Origin of the sequence: Kitasatospora sp. NPDC101235 (assembly GCF_044767505.1) — a bacterium.
In the GTDB taxonomy this organism is placed as follows: domain Bacteria; phylum Actinomycetota; class Actinomycetes; order Streptomycetales; family Streptomycetaceae; genus Kitasatospora.
On the sequence record NZ_JBIWNZ010000021.1, the window covers coordinates 35,722 to 53,929 of the forward strand.

Below are 18,208 nucleotides of genomic sequence, written 5' to 3' on the forward strand. Positions count from 1 at the left end.
CGGAAAACCCGCGAGCACGACCGACAGGTACGTCCTGCACGTACGTGTCGGACAGGCTCGCGGGATCGCTGCTGTCACGGATGGACGATCGCTCAGGTGTACTTCGCTTACCGCCCTTCCTTCGACCCATTCATCGACCGGGCCGCGGATCCGGTGGCTCTGCCCGTATCCCGCCGGGCCATATCCCTCTGCGCGGGCCCGAGCGAGACCTGGTGAACATCAGGAACGGTGTGCACGAGTTCCCCGCCCGACTCCGCCGGGCCGGCGCCGACCTGGTGGTCGGGGTGCTGATCGCGCTGGGCGCCATGCTCTCGGTCTGCCTGTTCCTGATCACCGCCTATTTCGTGATCCTCTTCGTCATCGGTATCGGCGCGGTGATGCTGCCGATCGTGACCAAGTGGGTCCGCTGGCTGTGCAACGCCAACCGGCGGGTGGCCGCCCGATCGGGAATCGAGATCGCCGTTCCCTACCGGCCGGAGCCCCAGGAGTTCGAGAAGGACATCGTCGGCTGGATCCGCCGCTGCAAATGGATTCTGACCGATCCGGCCAGCTGGCGGGACCTGCTCTGGCTGCTGCTCAACTCGGTCGTCGGCATGATCGGTTTCCTGCCCGCCGTGGTGCTCTACTACGTCCTCGAAGGTTTTGCGCTGGCCTGCGGCCTGTGGAGGCCCATCCTGCGGGCGCAGGGCACCGGGCGCGAGTACTTCTTCGTCCCGATCCAGAGCCAACCCACCGCCGCCCTGGGCGCGCTGGCGGCGGCGGCGCTCTTCGTCGTCTGGGTGTGGTACAGCCCGGCCTTCCTCACCGCGCACGCGTACTTCACCCGACTGCTGCTCGGCCCCACCGAGCGCTCCCAACTCACCGTCCGGGTCCAGCACCTGGCCGAGACCCGATCCGGTGCCCTGGACGCGGCCGCCGCCGAACTGCGCCGGATCGAACGCGACCTGCACGACGGTGCCCAGGCCAGGCTGGTCAGCCTCGGCATGACCCTCGGGGCGCTCGAACGCCACCTCGGCAGCGAATCGGACGAGGCCCGCAGGCTGCTGCGCGACGCCCGCACCTCCTCCATCTCGGCCCTGCGTGAGCTGCGCGACCTGGTGCGCGGCATCCACCCGCCGATCCTCGCCGAACGCGGCCTGGCCGACGCGCTGCGTGCCCTCGGCCTGGCCAGCCCGCTCCGGGTCGAGGTGACGGTGAGCATCCCGGGCGAGGTGCCGCCACCGCTCGAATCCGCCCTGTACTTCGCGGTGTCCGAGCTGCTGACCAACGCCCTGAAGTACTCCGGCGCCGAGCACGTCGAGGTCAGCGCCTGGCACGACGGCGCCGTGCTGCACGCCCGGGTCATCGACGACGGCCACGGCGGTGCCGACGCCACCAAGGGAACCGGCCTGCACGGCATCCGCCGGCGGCTGGCCACCTTCGACGGAACCCTCGACATCAGTAGCCCGCTGGGCGGTCCGACCGCAATCAAGATGGAGATACCGTGCGTGTTGTCCTCGCTGAAGACCTCTTCCTCCTGAGGCAGGGGCTGATCCAACTCCTGGACGCCTACGGCTTCGAGACCGTGGCGGCCGTCGACAACGGTCCCGACCTGCTCGAAGCCGCCGCCAGGCATCGTCCCGACATCCTGATCGTCGACGTCCGGCTGCCGCCGACCTTCACCACCGAAGGCCTCAAGGCCGCCCTGCAGGCCAGGCGTGAGATCCCCAAACTCCCGATCCTCGTGCTCTCCCAGCACGTCGAGCAGATGTACGCCAGGGAGCTGCTCGCCGACGGCACCGGCGGCATCGGCTACCTGCTCAAGGACAGCGTCTTCGACAACGAGCAGTTCATCGACGCGATCCGCCGGGTCGCCGCCGGCGGTACCGCCATGGACCCCTCCGTGGTCTCCCAACTGATGGTGAGCCACGCACGCGACGAGCCGCTCGCCGCACTCACGGCACGAGAGCGCAGCGTCCTGGAGCTGATGGCCGAGGGCTGCTCCAACACCGCCATCGCACAACGCCTCGTCATCACCGAGGGTGCGGCGGCCAAGCACATCTCGAACATCTTCGTCAAGCTCATGCTGCCCCCGGACAGCGACAGCAACCGGCGCGTCCTGGCGGTCCTCGCCTACCTCAACGCCTGAGTGGACGCACGAGGCCCTGTCCGGCCGGTCGCGCCGGGCGATCGTGCCGGACAGGCCCGGGTATCGACATGAACACCGGCTGTACGCAGGGGGGATACGTGGCCAAGCGCGGTTTTGTTGACCGGGATCCTGCTGCTCAAGGCCTTCGCCTCCGGGTGCGCGGCGCTCACCGGAGTGGAGGCGATCGCCAACGGGATCGCGTGCGGACGCTCAGCATGGCGCACTTTCGCCGCTCGGCTTCCGGCTGACACCGACGCGGGCCTGACCAGCGCAAACGCTGATGGCCGACGAGGATCTCTGCCCTCGTCGGCCATCAGCGTTCGTGGCGGCTAGTAGGTGCCCCACTCCCGGTCGGTGGAGACGATCTCGCGGCCGAGCGGCATCAGCGAGACCGGGATCATCTTCAGGTTGGCCCACCCGAAGGGGATGCCGATGATCGACAGGAACAGCGGGATGCTGGTGATCAGGTGCCCGAGCGCCAGCCACCACCCGGCGAACACCAGCCAGATGACGTTCCCCACGCAGGACGCCGGCCCGGCGTCCGGCCGCTCCACCGCCGTCCGCCCGAACGGCCACAGGATGAACCCGGCGATCCGGAAGGACGCGATGCCGAACGGAATCGTGATGATGAGCACGCAGCAGATAATTCCTGCGAGCGTGTAGGCAAGTGCCATCCAAATGCCGCAGAAAATCAGCCAGATGACATTGAGGATGAACTTTATCGCCTTCATGGGCGGTACCTTCTCACGACTGGTGGTCTTGCATCTACGACCTGGCCATGCCCGTCTCCGAACGTGTCTACGCCCCCTAGGGGTCGTTTCTCCGGGCTCCGTCCGGGGCGCTGCCCAGCCCACGGCCGGGACGACGCCCACCGCATGCGGACGACACCGGGCCCGGGAAGGGCAGTGCCGCGGCCGGGGTAGCGTTCCTCTGTCCACCAACCGGCCTGCCCTGCCGGGCCCTTGACCGGAAACGTCCTGATGATCGAAGCAAGCTTCTCGGCCGCTCCCGCCCTCTTGCCCGTGTTCGTCGTCCTCGCATTGCTGCTCTCCGCCGCAACCGCCTGGTGGGCCCGTCGGAAGGGCGTCGCGGTGCTGCCGGCCGTGCTGTGGGGGCTCAGCCTGGCGGGCGAGCTGGCGGTGACGCTGACGCCGACGGCCGCCGGGTACTCGGGGCCGCCGAGTTGCACGATCGGGCCCGGCATGTGGGTCGACGCGACGGCGCAGCAGGGGCTGATGAACGTCGCGCTCTACGTTCCGTTGGTGTTCTTCGGTGTGCTGCTGTTCCGCAGGCCGGCCACCGTGCTGGCGGGCTGTGTCGTGCTGTCCGGTGCCACCGAGGTCGTCCAGACCCTGCTCGGGACCGGACGCGCCTGCGACGGCGCGGACTTCGTCGACAACGCGGCCGGCGCGCTGCTGGGGGCGGCCCTCGCCGCCGGCTGGCTGCTCGTGCGGCGACGCGGCTTCCCCCGGGCGCGCCGGGACCTCGTGCACGGGCTGGTGCTGGGTGTCGTCGGGCTGGCCGTCGTCGGACTGGTGGTGCACTTCGGCGTCCGGACGTACCGGGATGCGCCGGGCTTCGCCGCTCGGCCGTCCGACGACATCGTGACGGCGCAGCGGGTGGCGGAGGGCCTGTTCGGCCCGCGCACCCTGGTGACCACCACCACGACCAGCGCCGACCCCGGGTTGCCCCAGCAGATCATGGACGTCATCACCGACCGTGGCGACTTCCGGATCGAGCAGCCCAGCGGCCGCCTGCTCGCCGCCACCGCCACCGCACCCCCCGCTGCCGACTCGCCCGCCCTCACCCCGGAGCAGGTCGTCGCGGCCGGCACGGCCTTCGCCGACACCTGGTTCGCCGACCGGATCGCGGGCCTGACCCCGACCGTCACCCCCGTCGGTCCGAACAGCTCCTCCCGAACGCTCAGTTACCGCCGGGACGGTGAGGCCTCGGGGCGGCCGCCGGTGCACGTCGACCTGACCGTGGCCGCCGACGGCCGCATCCTGACGGTCACGTCGTAGCCGTCCGGCGGCTCATGCCGGGCGGGGGAGGTAGACCAGGCCGTGGGCGCCCGGGGCGGCGAGCTTGGGGATGGTCAGGCGGGAGACGCGGGTGAGGGTGTCCAGGTCGATGATGTCGACGGTGGAGGAGACGACGCCGGCGACGTAGGCGAGGCCGCCGTCCGGGGAGGAGGTGATGGTGAGGGGGAAGAGGCCCACTTCCACGGATCCGAGCCGGCGGTGGTCTTCGGAGGCGAACACGGTGAGGCGGCCGGGGAGTTGGTGGCCCAGGGCGGAGCCGGGGTCGGGCGCCGACCGGACCTCGCCGACCAGGAGGCTGCCGGTCGAGGTGAGGTGGACCGGGAGGGCCGGGGACTCCGTGGGGAGGACGGCCGTGACGCTCGCGGTCGGAACGTCGATGACGCGGATGCCGGGGGCCGCGGCGGGGGCGGCGGAGGTGGAGAGGTACGGGCCGGCGGCGTAGACCCGGGTGCCGTCGGGGGAGACGGCCAGGCCCTCACTGCCGGGAACCTCGACCTTGGCGGTCAGAACCCCTCGTTCGAGGTCCACGACCGAGACGAAGGGAGCCTCCTTGTTGGTGGCGAAGCCCGTCCGGCCGTCCGGGGTGACGGCGAACCAGTGCGGGCCGGGGGCGTCGGTGTCGATCCGGCCGAGCGGGCGGCGGGTCTCGGTGTCGATGACCACGACCCGGAGGTCCGCACCCGCCGGCTGCTGAGCGTCCCGCTGGTCGGTCTCGCCCGCAGCGGCCATCCGCTGTTCGACGGCCGCCGGATCACCGCCCGGCGCTTCGCCGGCGCCGACCACATCGGCGTCTCCCGGCGCGGCAAGCGGCTCGGCCCGATCGACACCGCGCTGGCCGGGCTCGGGCTGCGGCGCCGGGTGGCGGTCGTCGTGCCCAGCCACACCGGTGCGATGCTGCTCGCCCGGGACAGCGACCTGATCACCCTCGTCCCGGCGGACTGGCTGCCGGACACCATCGCCGCGCTGGGCCTGCGCACCTTCCCGATCCCGCTCGACCTCGCCGCGCTGGAGCTGGGGATGGCCTGGCACCCGCGCAACTCGGCCGATCCGGGTCACCACTGGTTCCGCGAGCACGTGGCGGCCGCGGTGCTGGGCGGGGCGGTGGCCGGGGCGGCGGAGGACTGAGGCGCCCGCGGGCACCGGTGACACGGCAGGAGCCGAGAGGGTGAACGGGGCGGCCCCGGCTCGGCTCGCGGCGTAGGGCCGGGATACCCTGCCGGGGTACATGGAGGCGGCGCGGAGGGAGGCGGAGGATGGCGCGGTTGCGGCCGTTCGGTCCGCCGGTGCCGTGGGCGCCGCGTCTGCTGCTGTTCGCCGCGCTGCTGCTCGGCATCGTGACCATGCACACGCTCGGCCATCCGGGCGGCGGGCACGGCTCCGGCGGGCACGGCGGCTCCGATGGGCACGGGGGAGCGGGGACGCATGCCTCCGCGACGCACTCGGTGGAGCACTCCGCGATGCGGCCGGCGGACGCCGGGCAGCACGGCCCGGCCGTCGAACCCGTGCACGCCGACCGCCCGGCCGTCGCCGCCGACGCGGTGGCGGCCGACCCCACCGCCCCCGGCGGCATGGACCCGATGGCGGTCTGCCTCGCCGTCCTGGCCGGCTGGACCCTGTTGCTCCTCGCCGGCCCGCTGCTGCGCCGCAGCGGCGACGCCGCCGCCGAGGTGCGGGCCCGGCTGCTGCGGGCCGTCCGCGCGCTGCCCCCGCCCGGGGGCGGGCGGACACTCCTCACCCGGCTTTCGGTGCTGCGTCAATAGGCGCGCGCCCGCCGTTCCGCGCCCGCGCCCGCTCAGGGTCGCCCGCGCGCACATCCACGTGCCCCGATCGCGCCCCGCAGCGCCCGCGCACGGAACGGCCGACGCGACGTCCTGCACACCCACACACCGCACGAGGTGCACTCCGCCATGCGCACACCCACCCGTCGTACCGTCCTCGGCGCCGCGCTCGCCGCCGCCGGGACCGGCCTGCTCACCGCCTGCTCCTCCGACTCCATGAAGGGCATGGACCATGCGTCCATGAACCACGGCTCCACGAGCGGCCCGGCCGCCGCCCCGCCCGGCTACCTCGCCCCGAACGGCCCCGAGGTCGCTGCCGCCGAGGCCCGGCGCAATCCCGGCCCGGAGCGGAAGGTCGCGCTCACCGCCACCGAGACCACCCTCGACCTCGGCGGCCGCACCGTCCGCAGCTGGGCCTACGGCGACCGCCTGCCCGGCCAGGAGGTGCGTGCCACCGTCGGCGACACGCTCGCCGTCACCCTCGCCAACCACCTGCCGCAGTCCACCACACTGCACTGGCACGGCCTCGCGCTGCGCAACGACATGGACGGCGTGCCGGGCGTGACCCAGGCCGACGTCAGGCCCGGTGCCTCCTTCGAGTACCGCTTCGCACTCACCCACCCGGGCACGTACTGGTTCCACCCGCACTCCGGCGTCCAGCAGGACCGCGGCCTGTACGCCCCGCTCATCGTCGAGGACCCCAGGGAGCCGCTGGCCTACGACAAGGAGTGGGTCGTCGTCCTGGACGACTGGGTGGACGGCATCGACGGCAGCACCCCGGACGCCGTCCTCGCCGAACTCGCCAAGGGCATGGGCGGGATGGACCACTCGGGCGGCTCCGGGCACGACATGTCCGGGATGCCGGGCCACGACATGCCGGGGATGCCCGGGGCGGACACGGGCGGCACCCCGGGGGCCGGAGCCTCCGGCCCCGGCCGGATGCTGATGGGTGCCCGGAGCCCGCTGCTGGGCGGCGACGCCGGAGACGTCGCCTATCCGTTCCACCTGGTCAACGGCAGGCTCGCCGGCGCGCCCGAGACCTTCACCGCCAAGCCCGGCGACCGGATCCGCATCCGGCTGGTCAACGCGGGCGGCGACACCGCCTACCGGGTTGCCCTCGGCGGCCACGAGCTGACCGTCACCCACACCGACGGCTTCCCGGTCGAACCGGCCACCACCCAGGCGCTGCTGCTCGGCATGGGCGAGCGCTACGACGTGCTGGTCACCGCCCAGGACGGCGTCTTCCCGCTGACCGCACTGGCCGAGGGCAAGAACGCCACCGCCCTGGCCGTGCTGCGCACCGGCGGCGGCGGCGCCGCGCCGGACGCCGCCGTCCGCCCGGCCGAGCTGGACGGCCGGCTGGTCACCGCCGGGCAGCTCAAGGCCGCCCCGGGCGTCCGACTGCCCGCGAAGGCGCCCGACCGCACGGTGAAGCTGGAACTCACCGGCGGGATGGCGAAGGCCGACTGGGCGTTCAACGGCCGCCGGTACGACCCGGCGCAGCGCCACCCGGTGGCGGCGGGCGAGCGGGTGCGGCTGGAGTTCCGCAACAGCACCACCATGTGGCACCCCGTCCACCTGCACGGCCACAGCTTCGCGCTGCCCGGCGACGGCCCGCGCAAGGACACCGCGATCGTGCTGCCGGGCGCGACCCTGGCCGTCGACTTCGATGCCGACAACCCGGGTCTGTGGATGGTGCACTGCCACAACGTCTACCACGCGGAGACGGGCATGATGACCGTCCTCGGTTACCGGGCCTGACCTCGCGCTCCCCCCCCTCGCGAGGAAAGGGACACGGGTTTCACCCCCGGAAGGACCCCGAACCGATCCACCGGTTCGGGGTCGATCCGTTCCCGGCACCCGACCCGGGGCGTCGTGCCGCCGACGCCGACCTGTGCGGCCATGACGTTTTCTTAACGCGGGCCGGTAGCGGATTCTTAACGCCGGTCGCATAGCCTGTCGCATCTGCCGTCGCCCGACGGCGTTTTACGGGGTCTTTAAACAAGAGGTGCAAGGTGGTTTCGTCGGGTTCGACGGAGACGACGGAGTCGGACGCGCCGTCGGCGCGAATACGCCTCCGCAGCTGGCTGCTGGAGGACGTGACCGCGGAGAAGCCGGCGCAGCAGTCCGCTGCGGAGGGCGCCCCGGAGACGTCGCAGGAGGGCGCGGCGGCGGGGGACTCCGCCGCGCACGGTGCGCACGCCGGCCAGCGCTGGTGGCGGGTGATGTGCCTGACCGGCCTGGACTACTTCTCGACGCTCGGCTACCAGCCGGGCATCGCCGCCCTCGCCGCGGGCGTGCTGTCGCCGATCGCGACCATCGTGCTGGTGGTGGTGACCCTGCTGGGCGCACTGCCGGTCTACCGGCGGGTGGCCAAGGAGAGCCCGCACGGCGAGGGCTCGATCGCGATGCTGGAGCGGCTGCTGTCGTTCTGGAAGGGCAAGCTGTTCGTCCTCGCGCTGCTCGGCTTCGCGGCCACGGACTTCCTGATCACCATCACGCTGTCCGCCGCCGACGCGAGCGCGCACCTGGTGGAGAACCCGCACCTGACCGGCTTCCTCGGCGGCAAGCAGGTGCTGATCACGCTGATCCTGGTGGCCCTGCTCGGCGCGGTCTTCCTCAAGGGCTTCAGCGAGGCGATCGGCCTGGCGGTGTTCCTGGTCGGGACGTACCTGGTGCTGAACGTGGTCGTGGTGGCCGTCGGCCTCTGGAAGATCATCGAGGCGCCGCACGTGGTCACCGACTGGACGGACGCGCTGACCGTCCAGCACGGCAATCCGATCGTCATGGTCGGCGTGGCCCTGGTGACCTTCCCGAAGCTGGCGCTCGGCCTGTCCGGCTTCGAGACCGGCGTCGCCGTGATGCCGCACATCAAGGGCGACCCCGACGACACCGAGGCGAACCCGGCCGGCCGGATCCGCGGCACCCGCAAGCTGCTGACCACCGCCGCCGTGATCATGAGCGTCTTCCTGATCACCACCAGCTTCATCACCACGCTGCTCATCCCGGCCGACCAGTTCAAGGCCGGCGGCGACGCCAACGGCCGCGCCCTGGCCTACCTGGCGCACGAGTACCTGGGGGGCGCCTTCGGCAGTGTCTACGACCTCTCCACCATCGCGATCCTCTGGTTCGCCGGTGCCTCCGCCATGGCGGGCATGCTCAACCTGCTGCCCCGCTACCTGCCGCGCTACGGCATGGCCCCGCACTGGGCCCGCGCGGTGCGGCCGATGGTGATCGTGCTGACCCTGGTCGGCTTCCTGGTCACCTGGATCTTCGACGCCAACGTGGACGCCCAGGGCGGCGCGTACGCGACCGGTGTGCTGGTGCTGATCAGCTCCGCCGCCATCGCGGTGACCATCGCCGCGTACAAGAAGCGCGAGCGCGGCTGGACCGTCGCCTTCGCGGTCATCGCGGCGATCTTCCTCTACACCACCGTGCTGAACGTGGTGGAGCGGCCGGACGGTCTGAAGATCGGTGCCTGCTTCATCGCCGGGATCATCCTGGTCTCGCTGCTGTCCCGGCTGCGCCGCGCCTTCGAGCTGCGCGTCACCAGCGTGGCCCTGGACGATGTGGCGGAACGTTTCATCAGGGACTACGCGCACCGCCCGCTGCGGCTGATCGCCAACGAGCCGAGCCACCGCGACGTCGCCGAGTACCGCGACAAGATCCGCCAGATCCGCGCGGACAACGACATCCCCGGCGAGGACGACCTGGTCTTCGTCGAGGTGACCGTCCGCGACGCCTCCGACTTCGAGGCCGAGCTGACCGTGCGCGGCGAGGTGCTGCACGGCCGCTACCGGGTGCTCACCCTGGAGAGCTCCAGCATCCCGAACGCGCTCGCCGCGCTGGCGCTGAACATCCGGGACCGCACCGGGCAGCAGCCGCACCTCTACTTCGAGTGGACCGAGGGCAGCCCCTTCGCCCAGTTCCTGCGGTTCTTCCTGTTCGGGCAGGGCGAGGTCGCACCGGTCACCCGCGAGGTGCTGCGCGAGGCCGAGCCGGACCGCTCGCGCCGCCCGCGCGTCCACGTCGGCTGACCGCCGCCCGGCCGCCCACGGCCCGTCCGCTCCCCTTGAGCGGGCGGGCCGTCGGTGTGTCCGGCGGGAACGACGGAGCGCCGCCCGCGCCGGGGCGGGCGCGGGCGGCGGGTCGGTGGGGTCAGGAGGGGAGGTCGAGGACCAGGCCGGGCTGGATGAGGTCCGGGTCCTCGCCGACGGCGGCGCGGTTGAGGTCGTAGAGCGCGGGCCAGCCGCCGGGGACGTGCAGGCGCTCGGCGAGGTCGGAGAGGGTGTCGTTGTCGCGGACGGTCCAGGTGCCGGCCTCCGGCCCGGTCCGGGCCGGCTCGGAGGCCACGGGGGCGGCCCGAGCCGGCTCGGGGGCCACGGGGGCGGCCGCCGGGGGCGGCAGGACGGCCTCGCGGCCCTTGCCGCGGGCGGTGCGGGCGCCGCAGACCGGCCAGGGAGAGAGACCGCGGCGCTCGGCGAGGTGCTGGGCGACGGCGATCTGCTGCTCACGGGTGGCGAGGTCGGCGCGCGGGGCGTAGGCGAGGCCGCCGTTCGCCCGCCAGGTGGACTGGTCGAACTGGAGGCCGCCGTAGTAGCCGTTGCCGCTGTTGACGCGCCAGTTGCCGTTGCTCTCGCAGGCCGCCACGCGGTCCCAGTCGTACGAGCCGCCGCTCGCCCTTCCGGGGTCGGACCCGCTGCCGCGGCCCGGTGGCGCGGCGTGGGCCGCGGGGGCGGCGAGGGCCACGGAGAGGGCGCAGAGCGCGGTCGGGACGATGTGGCGCAGACGATCGGTGGCAGGCATCGGCGGCTCTCGGGCTGGGGGACAGGACGGGCGCCGCCCGTGGACGGCGCACTTCCACCGACGCACACCGGACGGCGAGTTCCGCGTCCGACACGTCCGACAGGTCACCCGCACGGCGGCCCGGGACCACCCCGGTGGCCCGCGGCCGATCGGCAGTACTCCTCGTGACCCGCCGCTGTCACCCGCTGCTCTACAGTGGCCACGTCTCTCGAAGAAGGGTGCGAACGATGACGGTCGATCAGGGCGTCGCACGGGCCGAGTTGGGCGTGATCGGCGGCTCGGGGCTCTACGCGCTGCTGGACGAGGTGACCGAGGTCCGGGTCGACACGCCATACGGGCCTCCGAGCGACGCGCTGTTCCTGGGCGAGGTGGCCGGCCGCCGGGTCGCCTTCCTGCCCCGGCACGGGCGTGGCCACGGTCTGCCGCCGCACCGGATCAACTACCGGGCCAACCTCTGGGCGTTGCACGCGCTGGGCGTGCGGCAGGTGTTCGGGCCGTGCGCGGTGGGCGGGCTGCGGCCGGAGTACGGGCCGGGCGCGCTGCTGGTGCCGGACCAGTTCGTGGACCGGACGTCGGGCCGGGAGCAGACCTTCTACGACGGGCGGCCGCGGCCGGACGGCTCCGTTCCCGGGGTGGTGCACGTCTCGATGGCCGACCCGTACTGCCCGGCCGGGCGGCGGGCGGCCCTGGCAGCGGCCCGCGACACGGCCTGGGAGCCGGTGGACGGCGGCACCCTGGTGGTGATCGAGGGGCCGCGCTTCTCGACCCGCGCCGAGTCCCGCTGGTTCTCCGCCAACGGCTGGTCGGCGGTCGGCATGACCGGGCACCCGGAGGCCGTGCTGGCGCGTGAACTCGGGCTCTGCTACACGTCGTTGGCGCTGGTGACGGACCACGACGCGGGGGTGGGGAACGGGGACGGGGTCACCCACGCGGAGGTGCTGGAGGTCTCCGCGGGGAACGTCGACCGGCTGCGCGCGGTGCTGTTCAAGGCGTTGGAGAGCCTGCCCGCCGAGCGGGACTGCGTCTGCTCGCACGTCCTGGACGGAGTCACCACCGGCCTGCCGGGCGTCCTCGGCGGCTGAGCCGCCGTCCGGCAGCGTGCCCGGTCGGCCTCAACGGGCCCGCCGGGCAAGGTGGTTCAGGCTCCGGTGGCCACCGGGAGGTCGGCCAGGCGCCACTCCAGCATGCCGTCGTCGAGCCGGACCGCCCGGCGTCCGTGGGCGGCGAGCAGGCGGACCGCGTCGTAGGCCAGCACGCAGTACTCGCCGCGGCAGTAGACGACCACCTCGGTGTCCGCGGGCAGCTCGTCCAGCCGCTCGGCCAGCTCGTCGATCGGGATGGAGAGCGCGCCGGGGATGTGTCCGGCCAGGTACTCCTCCACCGGGCGCACGTCCAGCACGAGCACCTCGCCGGCCTCGGCGCGGGCGCGCAGCTCCTCGTTGCCGACCTCCTGCGCGCCGTCCTCGCCCAGGTAGGCGTCCAGTGCGGGCGGTACCGCGGCCTGGTGACGCTCGGCGACCCTGCGTAGCAGGGCGAGCAACTCGCCGACGTCCGGGCCGGAGAGCCGGTAGTGGATGCGGACGCCCTCGCGCCGGGTGGCGACGAAGCCGGCCTGCTTGAGCGCTTGGAGGTGGGCCGAGGCGGTGGTCAGGTTCAGCCCGGCCGCCTTGGCCAGCGCGTCCACGGTGCGCTCGCCCTGGGCGAGCAGGTCGAGCAGCTCCAGGCGCTTTCCGCTGGCCAGGGCCTTGCCGCTGGCCGCGAACGCGTCGTACAGCTGCGCCTTCGCTTCGCTCATGGCCATTGCGTCCTCCTGCCCGATGCTCCGGAGCCCTTTGTCCAAGGTTCCATGGAATAGCGTACCGGACCTGCCTCGACGGGCATCCTCCGAGCTCAGAGCCATCTTCCATAAATCCATGGAATATTGTTGAACGTGTCGGCCGCTGCAACCGGGCGAGACCGTACCCGTCATCACAGGAGGACCGATGAGCACCACGCCCCCCGGCGCACCCGCCCGCGAGCTCAAGGGCGAGGCGGCGCGCGAGGCCGCCCGCCCGGTGCGGCTCGGCCTGCGGGAGAACCGGCTCCAGTTCTCCCTGCTGGTCGTGGTCACCGCCACCGTCGGCGGCCTGGTCGGGCTGGAGCGCACCACCGTGCCGCTGATCGGCTCCGAGGCCTTCCACCTCACCAGCGACCTCGCCGTCTTCTCCTTCATCATTGCCTTCGGCGTCACCAAGGCCCTCACCAACATCGCCGCCGGCGCGCTGACCGCCCGCTTCCGCCGCAAGCAGCTGCTCGTCGCGGGCTGGCTACTCGGCATCCCGGTCCCGTTCGCCCTGGCCTGGGCGCCCTCCTGGGGCTGGATCGTGGCCGCCAACGTGCTGCTCGGCATCAACCAGGGCCTCACCTGGTCGATGACCGTCAACATGAAGATCGACCTGGTCGGCCCGGCCCGGCGCGGGCTCGCCACCGGCCTCAACGAGGCGGCCGGCTACGCCTCGCTCGGCGTGACCGCGCTGCTCACCGGCTACCTCGCCACCTCGTACGGGCTGCGGCCGGCGCCCGAGCTGATCGGCGTCGTCTTCGTCGTCGCCGGACTCGCGCTCTCCCTCGCCGTCCGCGACACGGCGGCGCACGTCGCGCTGGAGCTCGCCCAGCACCCCGGGGCCGCTGCGGCCCCCGCGACCGGGCCCGGCCTGTGGCAGACCTTCGCGCACACCTCCTGGCGGGACCGCTCGCTGCGCGGCGCCAGCCAGGCCGGCCTGGTGAACAACCTCAACGACGGCCTCACCTGGGGCGTCTTCCCGCTGCTGTTCACCGACCACGGGCTCGGCCTCGCCGCGATCGGCCTGATCAAGGGGTTGTACCCGCTGCTGTGGGGCCTCGGCCAGATCCCCACCGGCCACCTGGCCGATCGGATCGGGCGCAAGCCGCTGATCGTCACCGGCATGCTGGTCCAGGCCGCCGGCCTCGGCCTGGCCCTGGTACTGCTCGACCGGCCGCTGCCGGCCGGCATCGTCTCGGCGGTGCTGCTCGGGCTCGGCACCGCGATGGTCTACCCGGCGCTGATCGCCGCCGTCTCCGACCACGCCCACCCGAGCCGGCGGGCCAACGCGCTCGGCACCTACCGGTTCTGGCGCGACATCGGCTACGCGGCCGGCGCCCTGCTCGCCGGAGTCCTCGCCGACGCACTCGGCCTGAACGCCACCATCGTGGCGGCGGCCGTGCTCACCGCGGCCTCCGGGCTGCTCGCCGCCCGGCTGATCAGCGACAAGGTCGTGCACTGAGGGTTCCCGGCAATCCGGCGTTCACCTTCCGTTCGTCCTCCGCACGGTCGGACGTGATCCGGCCGTGCGGTTCGGCTGGGAGCCTCCTGGGCGTTTCCCCGAGCCCAGGAGGCGGCAGTGGCGGCACATCCCTCACGCAGAACGGTCCTTCGGACGGCTACGACGGCCGGTGCGCTCGCCGCACTGCCCGCCTCGACCCTGCTGTGGACGCAGCCGGCGGTGGCCGGCGCCCCCGGCCCGGAACAGATCCACCTCCAGTGGGGCGACGAGCCGTCCCGCGAGATGACGCTCTCCTGGGCGACGGCCGCCTCGGTCAACCGCCCCCGGGTGCGGATCGGCACCCCGCGCGAGGGCGCCGGCCGCACCGTGGCCGCCCGCAGCCGCAGCTACGTGGACGGCCTCAACAAGGTCGAGACGTTCACCCACCACGCCCGCCTGGGCGGCCTGCGGCCCGACACCACGTACGTCTACGAGGTGCTGCACGACGGCGCCCAGCCGGTCCGCGGTACCTTCCGCACCGCCCCGGCGCCCGGCCGGGCGGCGTTCCGCTTCACCAGCTTCGGCGACCTCGGCACCGGCGACAACGTGTTCAGCAAGTCCTCGATCCACGGCGCGGCGGCGGTCCGTCAGGTCGAGCGGTTCAACCCGCTGTTCCACCTGCTCAACGGCGACCTCGCGTACGCCAACAACAACCCGCAGCGCCAGCCGCAGGCCTGGAACGCGTTCATGAACAACATGGCCGGGTCGGCCGCCAGCCGGCCGTGGATGCCCACGCCCGGCAACCACGAGGTCGAGGCCGGCGGCGGGGACCTCGGCTACGCCTCCTACCTGACCCGCTTCGAGCTGCCGGACAACGGCACCCGCGACCACTGCGGCAACTGGTACGGCTTCCAGGTCGGCTCGGTGCTCTTCGTCAGCCTGGACGGCAACGAGATCTCGGTCGAGGACGACGCCAGCATCGACCCGGCCACCGGGCAGTCCATCTACATCAGCGGCTACAGCGAGGGAGCCCAACTCCGCTGGCTGGAGCGGCTGCTGTCGCGTGCCCGGGGCGGGCGCTCGGTGGACTGGATCGTGGTCCACCTGCACCAGTTCGCGATGTCCTCCTCGGCCGCCAGCCACGGCGGGGACATGGGTATCCGGGAGAAGCTGCTGCCGCTGCTCGACCGCCACTGCGTCGACCTCGTCCTGGCCGGCCACGACCACGACTACGAGCGCACCCACCCGGTGCGCGGCACCGCCCCGGGCGGCCTGCTCACCCCGGCCGTCGCCGACGACGACCTGCGGCAGATCGACACCTCGCAGGGCACCGTCCACCTCATCCTGGGCGGCGGCGGCACCGCCGGCCACGACGACGTCTACCTGCCCGCCGGCGCCGACGGCGTCCGCGAGGCCTCCGTCCGCACCCAGCGCCTCACGTACAAGGCCGACCCGGACGCCAGGGAGAAGGCCCACTGGTCCGCTGTCACCGACCCGGACACCAACTACCCCTACGGCGTCGCGGTGTTCGACGTCGACCCGGGCCTGCTGCCCGGCGGCCGCACCACCATCACGGTCAGCTACTACCACTCCGTCCCGGCCACCGCCGCCGATCCGCTCCCGGTGCCGGTGCTGTACGACCGCTTCACCCTCTACCGCGACCGCAGCGACGGCCGGGCCGACGAAGACCAGGGCGAGGACGAGAACACCCGGGACCAGGTGGCCGCCGGTAGCCGGTAGTACGTCGTTCCCCTGAGGGCCCGCCGCCTTGGCGGGCCCTTTCACATGCCGGTGGCCCGGACGTAGACGTCGGTGCCGCCGCCTTGGCCGAAGAGCCGCTTCACCACGAAGATCTGCCGCCCGGCCTGCCCCTCCGCTATCAGTTCGCCCTCGGCCGGCTCGTCGCCCGGCAACCCGGCCCGCAGGTCGTCCGGGAGCGGGGCGGGGCGCCGGGCGGAGCGGTTGTCAGTGCGGGGTGAGACGGTACGGGCCTGGGTACCACGCAGGGGAACAGGCGGCCGGGGAGGCGAATGTGAGCGGGGAACCGACCATCGATTGGGAGCCGCAGTACCAAGGCGCCGACTCGAATCCCCAGGCCGTCGAGTGCTACGAGCGGTTCGTCACCACCTTGGACGCGGAGTGGTTGGCCACCCTGAAGGGGCCGGCCCAGCTCGAGAGCACGCAGGCGGGGGACCTGCACGCGCTGGCGTCGGCCTACCTGGTCGCGGGGCGGCCCGCGGAGGCGGTCCCGCTGCTGGAGTTCCTGGTGTTCCTGGAGCCGGAGGAACCGGGCGTGCGGTGCGACCTCGCCTACGCCTACGCCCGGATCGGCAGTGCGGACCGGGCGTCACGGGAACTGGAGCGCGTCCTCGCGGCCCACCCCGGGTGGCCCGCGGCCGTCCGGCAACTCGCCGACGTCCGGGCCTGGTTGCTGTGGCACGAGGACACCGTGGACCTCCTGCGGCAGCAGGCCGACGTCTTCACCCTGCTGACCTCCGACGGGGCCGCCGACACGACCCAGTACCTCGCCCTGGCGAAGGTGCTGTACCAGCTGGCCACGGTCCCGCGCAGCGGCGTGGACTGGCCGGACGTCGTGAGCGTCCTGGAGCGGGCCCACCACCTCGACGGCGATCACGAGCAGGTGCTGGAACTCCTCGCGGCGGCGAGCCACCACGCGGGAGCCGAGGCGCAGTGGCACGCCGCGCTGTCGGCGCTGGAGCGGGTCGCCCCCGGATCCGAACACCTGGACCACTGGCGGTCGGTCCCGCCCGCCGTCGCTCCGAACCCGGACCGGCTGCTCGCGATCGCCTCCTCCGAGACAGCTGACGCCCACGGCGCCCTCCGGGACCTCCGGTCGGACTACCGGACGGCTCCGAACAACCCGGACATCCAGCGCTGCCTGGTGCAGGCGGAGGCCGGTCTCGGAAACGTGGCCGAGGCGCTGTGGCTGGCCGAAGGCCTCGCCGCCACCGACGGGCTCGACTTCTACGCGCACGGCGCCCTGATGACGGCCTACGGGATCATCGGGGACGGACGGGCACGGCGGCACCTCGCGGCGGCCCTGGAGCTCGCGCCGGACCAGGCCGAGAGGGCCGAACTCCTGGCCCAGTACGACGCGCTGAGCGAGGGCTGACGGCGACTCGGGGCGGTTCGGCCGTCGGGGGCGATCCCGGCGCCGTCCCGCGAACTACGCTGGCCGGCATGGACTGGCTCGATCGGGTGGCGCGGCTGAGGCGCTGGACGAACAACGGCGTTCGCGCGCCCCACAAGCCGCTGCTGCTGCTCTACGCCCTCGGCAGCTACCAGCAGGACGCGGACCGCGAACTGCCGTACAGCGCAGTCGAGAAGGAGCTGAAGGGGCTGCTCGCCGAGTACGGGCCGTCGCACGCCACGACTCCCGCGTACCCGTTCCACCACCTGGTCAGCGACGGGGTGTGGGAGGTCCGGACGAAGGAGGGGCCGGGGAGTCCGGGCAGCGGGGTCGGGCTTCTCCGGTCGAGCGGGGCCACCGGCAGGCTCGCGCCCGAGCTGCGGACGGCGCTCTTCGAGGAGCCGGCGCTGCTGGGGCGGATGGCCAGGGTCCTGCTGGACGCACACTTCCCGACGTCCCTGCACGCCGACCTCTGCGAGGCGGTCGGCCTCGACCTGGAGCAGGCCGAGGCCGGCATCGTGCGAGGGGCCGACACCGCGGCCCGGCGGCAGCGGGACCGGCGGATGCGTGAACTGATACTCACCGCCTACGAGTTCCGGTGCGCGTTCTGCGGCTACGACGGAGCGCTCGGGGCGAGCACGGTCGGACTGGAGGCCGCGCACGTGCGCTGGTGGTCGCACGACGGGCCGGACGAGGTCGACAACGGCCTGTGCCTGTGCTCGCTGCACCACAAGCTCTTCGACAAGGGCGTGCTGGGGCTGGGGGAGGGCCGCCGCATCCTGGTCTCCGACCGCTTCGTCGGCCGTAGCGAAGCCAGCCGCCGGCACGTGCTCGCGCTGTCCGGACGCCCGGTCATCGGCCCGCAGCCGGGCCGGCCGCCGGTCGCGAACCGGCACCGGGAGTGGCATGCGCGGCAGGTGTTCCACGGCGTTCCCCGCGAACCGGCGCACCAGTCACAGTTCGCGTAGGCGGGCTCTTCCGGTCGGTCGACGATCACTCCTGGATCCACCGGTCGCGGTTCGTCGCAGCCTCTGCGAGAC

17 protein-coding genes are annotated in these 18,208 nt (G+C 72.9%); 12 read left to right on the top strand and 5 right to left on the bottom strand.

Features of this window, described 5'->3' with window-relative positions; all coding sequences use genetic code 11:
- Positions 1–212: 212 nt before the first annotated feature.
- On the top strand, positions 213–1,520 hold the full coding sequence (locus ACIRRH_RS29410; protein WP_403073417.1) for a sensor histidine kinase: 1,308 nt from the start codon (positions 213–215) through the stop codon (positions 1,518–1,520).
- A complete protein-coding gene (locus ACIRRH_RS29415) occupies positions 1,484–2,128 on the top strand; it encodes a response regulator (protein ID WP_403073418.1) in 645 nt (214 codons plus the stop codon). Before ACIRRH_RS29410 ends, ACIRRH_RS29415 begins: the two co-directional genes overlap by 37 nt.
- Positions 2,129–2,457: 329 nt before the next feature.
- On the opposite strand, the gene ACIRRH_RS29420 is transcribed toward ACIRRH_RS29415, so the two are convergent.
- Positions 2,458–2,859 carry a YccF domain-containing protein gene (locus ACIRRH_RS29420; protein ID WP_403073420.1) on the bottom strand — a complete coding sequence of 134 codons (402 nt, stop codon included), beginning with the start codon at positions 2,857–2,859 and terminating at the stop codon, positions 2,458–2,460.
- 249 nt (positions 2,860–3,108) lie between these two features.
- On the opposite strand from ACIRRH_RS29420, the gene ACIRRH_RS29425 reads away from it, so the two are divergent.
- Positions 3,109–4,149, top strand: coding sequence for a VanZ family protein (locus ACIRRH_RS29425; RefSeq protein ID WP_403073422.1), 1,041 nt, complete (start codon positions 3,109–3,111; stop codon positions 4,147–4,149).
- Between the two features lie 12 nt (positions 4,150–4,161).
- On the opposite strand, the gene ACIRRH_RS29430 is transcribed toward ACIRRH_RS29425, so the two are convergent.
- Positions 4,162–4,833, bottom strand: a complete 672-nt coding sequence (locus ACIRRH_RS29430; RefSeq protein WP_403073424.1) for a YncE family protein — start codon at positions 4,831–4,833, stop codon at positions 4,162–4,164.
- Between ACIRRH_RS29430 and ACIRRH_RS29435 the strand changes: the two genes are divergently transcribed.
- From ACIRRH_RS29435 to ACIRRH_RS29450, 4 genes are all read left to right on the top strand, one after another.
- Positions 4,768–5,295, top strand: coding sequence for a LysR substrate-binding domain-containing protein (locus ACIRRH_RS29435; protein WP_403073425.1), 528 nt, complete (start codon positions 4,768–4,770; stop codon positions 5,293–5,295). The genes ACIRRH_RS29430 and ACIRRH_RS29435 overlap by 66 nt on opposite strands.
- Before the next feature lie 128 nt (positions 5,296–5,423).
- Positions 5,424–5,930, top strand: coding sequence for a hypothetical protein (locus ACIRRH_RS29440; RefSeq protein ID WP_403073427.1), 507 nt, complete (start codon positions 5,424–5,426; stop codon positions 5,928–5,930).
- Positions 5,931–6,077: 147 nt separating this feature from the next.
- A complete protein-coding gene (locus ACIRRH_RS29445; RefSeq protein WP_403073429.1) occupies positions 6,078–7,709 on the top strand; it encodes a multicopper oxidase family protein in 1,632 nt (543 codons plus the stop codon).
- A 464-nt stretch (positions 7,710–8,173) separates the two neighbouring features.
- Positions 8,174–9,985: an amino acid transporter gene (locus ACIRRH_RS29450; protein WP_403073615.1), complete on the top strand. Its 1,812-nt coding sequence runs from the start codon at positions 8,174–8,176 to the stop codon at positions 9,983–9,985.
- A gap of 121 nt (positions 9,986–10,106) precedes the next feature.
- Here ACIRRH_RS29450 and ACIRRH_RS29455 read toward each other — a convergent pair whose 3' ends face one another.
- Positions 10,107–10,754: a transglycosylase family protein gene (locus ACIRRH_RS29455; protein WP_403073431.1), complete on the bottom strand. Its 648-nt coding sequence runs from the start codon at positions 10,752–10,754 to the stop codon at positions 10,107–10,109.
- 227 nt (positions 10,755–10,981) lie between these two features.
- Between ACIRRH_RS29455 and ACIRRH_RS29460 the strand changes: the two genes are divergently transcribed.
- Positions 10,982–11,836: an S-methyl-5'-thioadenosine phosphorylase gene (locus tag ACIRRH_RS29460; protein WP_403073432.1), complete on the top strand. Its 855-nt coding sequence runs from the start codon at positions 10,982–10,984 to the stop codon at positions 11,834–11,836.
- Between the two features lie 56 nt (positions 11,837–11,892).
- Here ACIRRH_RS29460 and ACIRRH_RS29465 read toward each other — a convergent pair whose 3' ends face one another.
- On the bottom strand, positions 11,893–12,549 hold the full coding sequence (locus ACIRRH_RS29465) for an ArsR/SmtB family transcription factor (RefSeq protein WP_403073434.1): 657 nt from the start codon (positions 12,547–12,549) through the stop codon (positions 11,893–11,895).
- Between the two features lie 187 nt (positions 12,550–12,736).
- Here ACIRRH_RS29465 and ACIRRH_RS29470 point away from each other — a divergent pair, with 187 nt between their 5' ends.
- Together ACIRRH_RS29470 and ACIRRH_RS29475 are read left to right on the top strand one after the other, a co-directional pair.
- Positions 12,737–14,038: an MFS transporter gene (locus ACIRRH_RS29470; protein WP_403073436.1), complete on the top strand. Its 1,302-nt coding sequence runs from the start codon at positions 12,737–12,739 to the stop codon at positions 14,036–14,038.
- Between the two features lie 117 nt (positions 14,039–14,155).
- Complete coding sequence (locus ACIRRH_RS29475) at positions 14,156–15,757, top strand: purple acid phosphatase family protein (RefSeq protein ID WP_403073438.1); 1,602 nt, start codon at positions 14,156–14,158, stop codon at positions 15,755–15,757.
- A 41-nt stretch (positions 15,758–15,798) separates the two neighbouring features.
- Here ACIRRH_RS29475 and ACIRRH_RS29480 read toward each other — a convergent pair whose 3' ends face one another.
- Positions 15,799–15,930 carry a hypothetical protein gene (locus ACIRRH_RS29480; protein WP_403073440.1) on the bottom strand — a complete coding sequence of 44 codons (132 nt, stop codon included), beginning with the start codon at positions 15,928–15,930 and terminating at the stop codon, positions 15,799–15,801.
- Positions 15,931–16,049: 119 nt separating this feature from the next.
- Here ACIRRH_RS29480 and ACIRRH_RS29485 point away from each other — a divergent pair, with 119 nt between their 5' ends.
- Together ACIRRH_RS29485 and ACIRRH_RS29490 are read left to right on the top strand one after the other, a co-directional pair.
- Complete coding sequence (locus tag ACIRRH_RS29485; RefSeq protein ID WP_403073442.1) at positions 16,050–17,150, top strand: tetratricopeptide repeat protein; 1,101 nt, start codon at positions 16,050–16,052, stop codon at positions 17,148–17,150.
- Positions 17,151–17,218: 68 nt separating this feature from the next.
- Positions 17,219–18,136: a phosphorothioated DNA-binding restriction endonuclease gene (locus ACIRRH_RS29490; RefSeq protein WP_403073444.1), complete on the top strand. Its 918-nt coding sequence runs from the start codon at positions 17,219–17,221 to the stop codon at positions 18,134–18,136.
- The last annotated feature ends 72 nt before the right edge of the window (positions 18,137–18,208 follow it).

Coding starts and splice junctions, on each gene's coding strand:
- ACIRRH_RS29420 (WP_403073420.1), bottom strand. CDS start 2,859: ATGAAGGCGATAAAGTTCATCCTCAATGTCATCTGGCTGATTTTCTGC.
- ACIRRH_RS29425 (WP_403073422.1), top strand. CDS start 3,109: ATGATCGAAGCAAGCTTCTCGGCCGCTCCCGCCCTCTTGCCCGTGTTC.
- ACIRRH_RS29440 (WP_403073427.1), top strand. CDS start 5,424: ATGGCGCGGTTGCGGCCGTTCGGTCCGCCGGTGCCGTGGGCGCCGCGT.
- ACIRRH_RS29445 (WP_403073429.1), top strand. CDS start 6,078: ATGCGCACACCCACCCGTCGTACCGTCCTCGGCGCCGCGCTCGCCGCC.
- ACIRRH_RS29450 (WP_403073615.1), top strand. CDS start 8,174: ATGTGCCTGACCGGCCTGGACTACTTCTCGACGCTCGGCTACCAGCCG.
- ACIRRH_RS29455 (WP_403073431.1), bottom strand. CDS start 10,754: ATGCCTGCCACCGATCGTCTGCGCCACATCGTCCCGACCGCGCTCTGC.
- ACIRRH_RS29460 (WP_403073432.1), top strand. CDS start 10,982: ATGACGGTCGATCAGGGCGTCGCACGGGCCGAGTTGGGCGTGATCGGC.
- ACIRRH_RS29465 (WP_403073434.1), bottom strand. CDS start 12,549: ATGAGCGAAGCGAAGGCGCAGCTGTACGACGCGTTCGCGGCCAGCGGC.
- ACIRRH_RS29470 (WP_403073436.1), top strand. CDS start 12,737: ATGAGCACCACGCCCCCCGGCGCACCCGCCCGCGAGCTCAAGGGCGAG.
- ACIRRH_RS29490 (WP_403073444.1), top strand. CDS start 17,219: ATGGACTGGCTCGATCGGGTGGCGCGGCTGAGGCGCTGGACGAACAAC.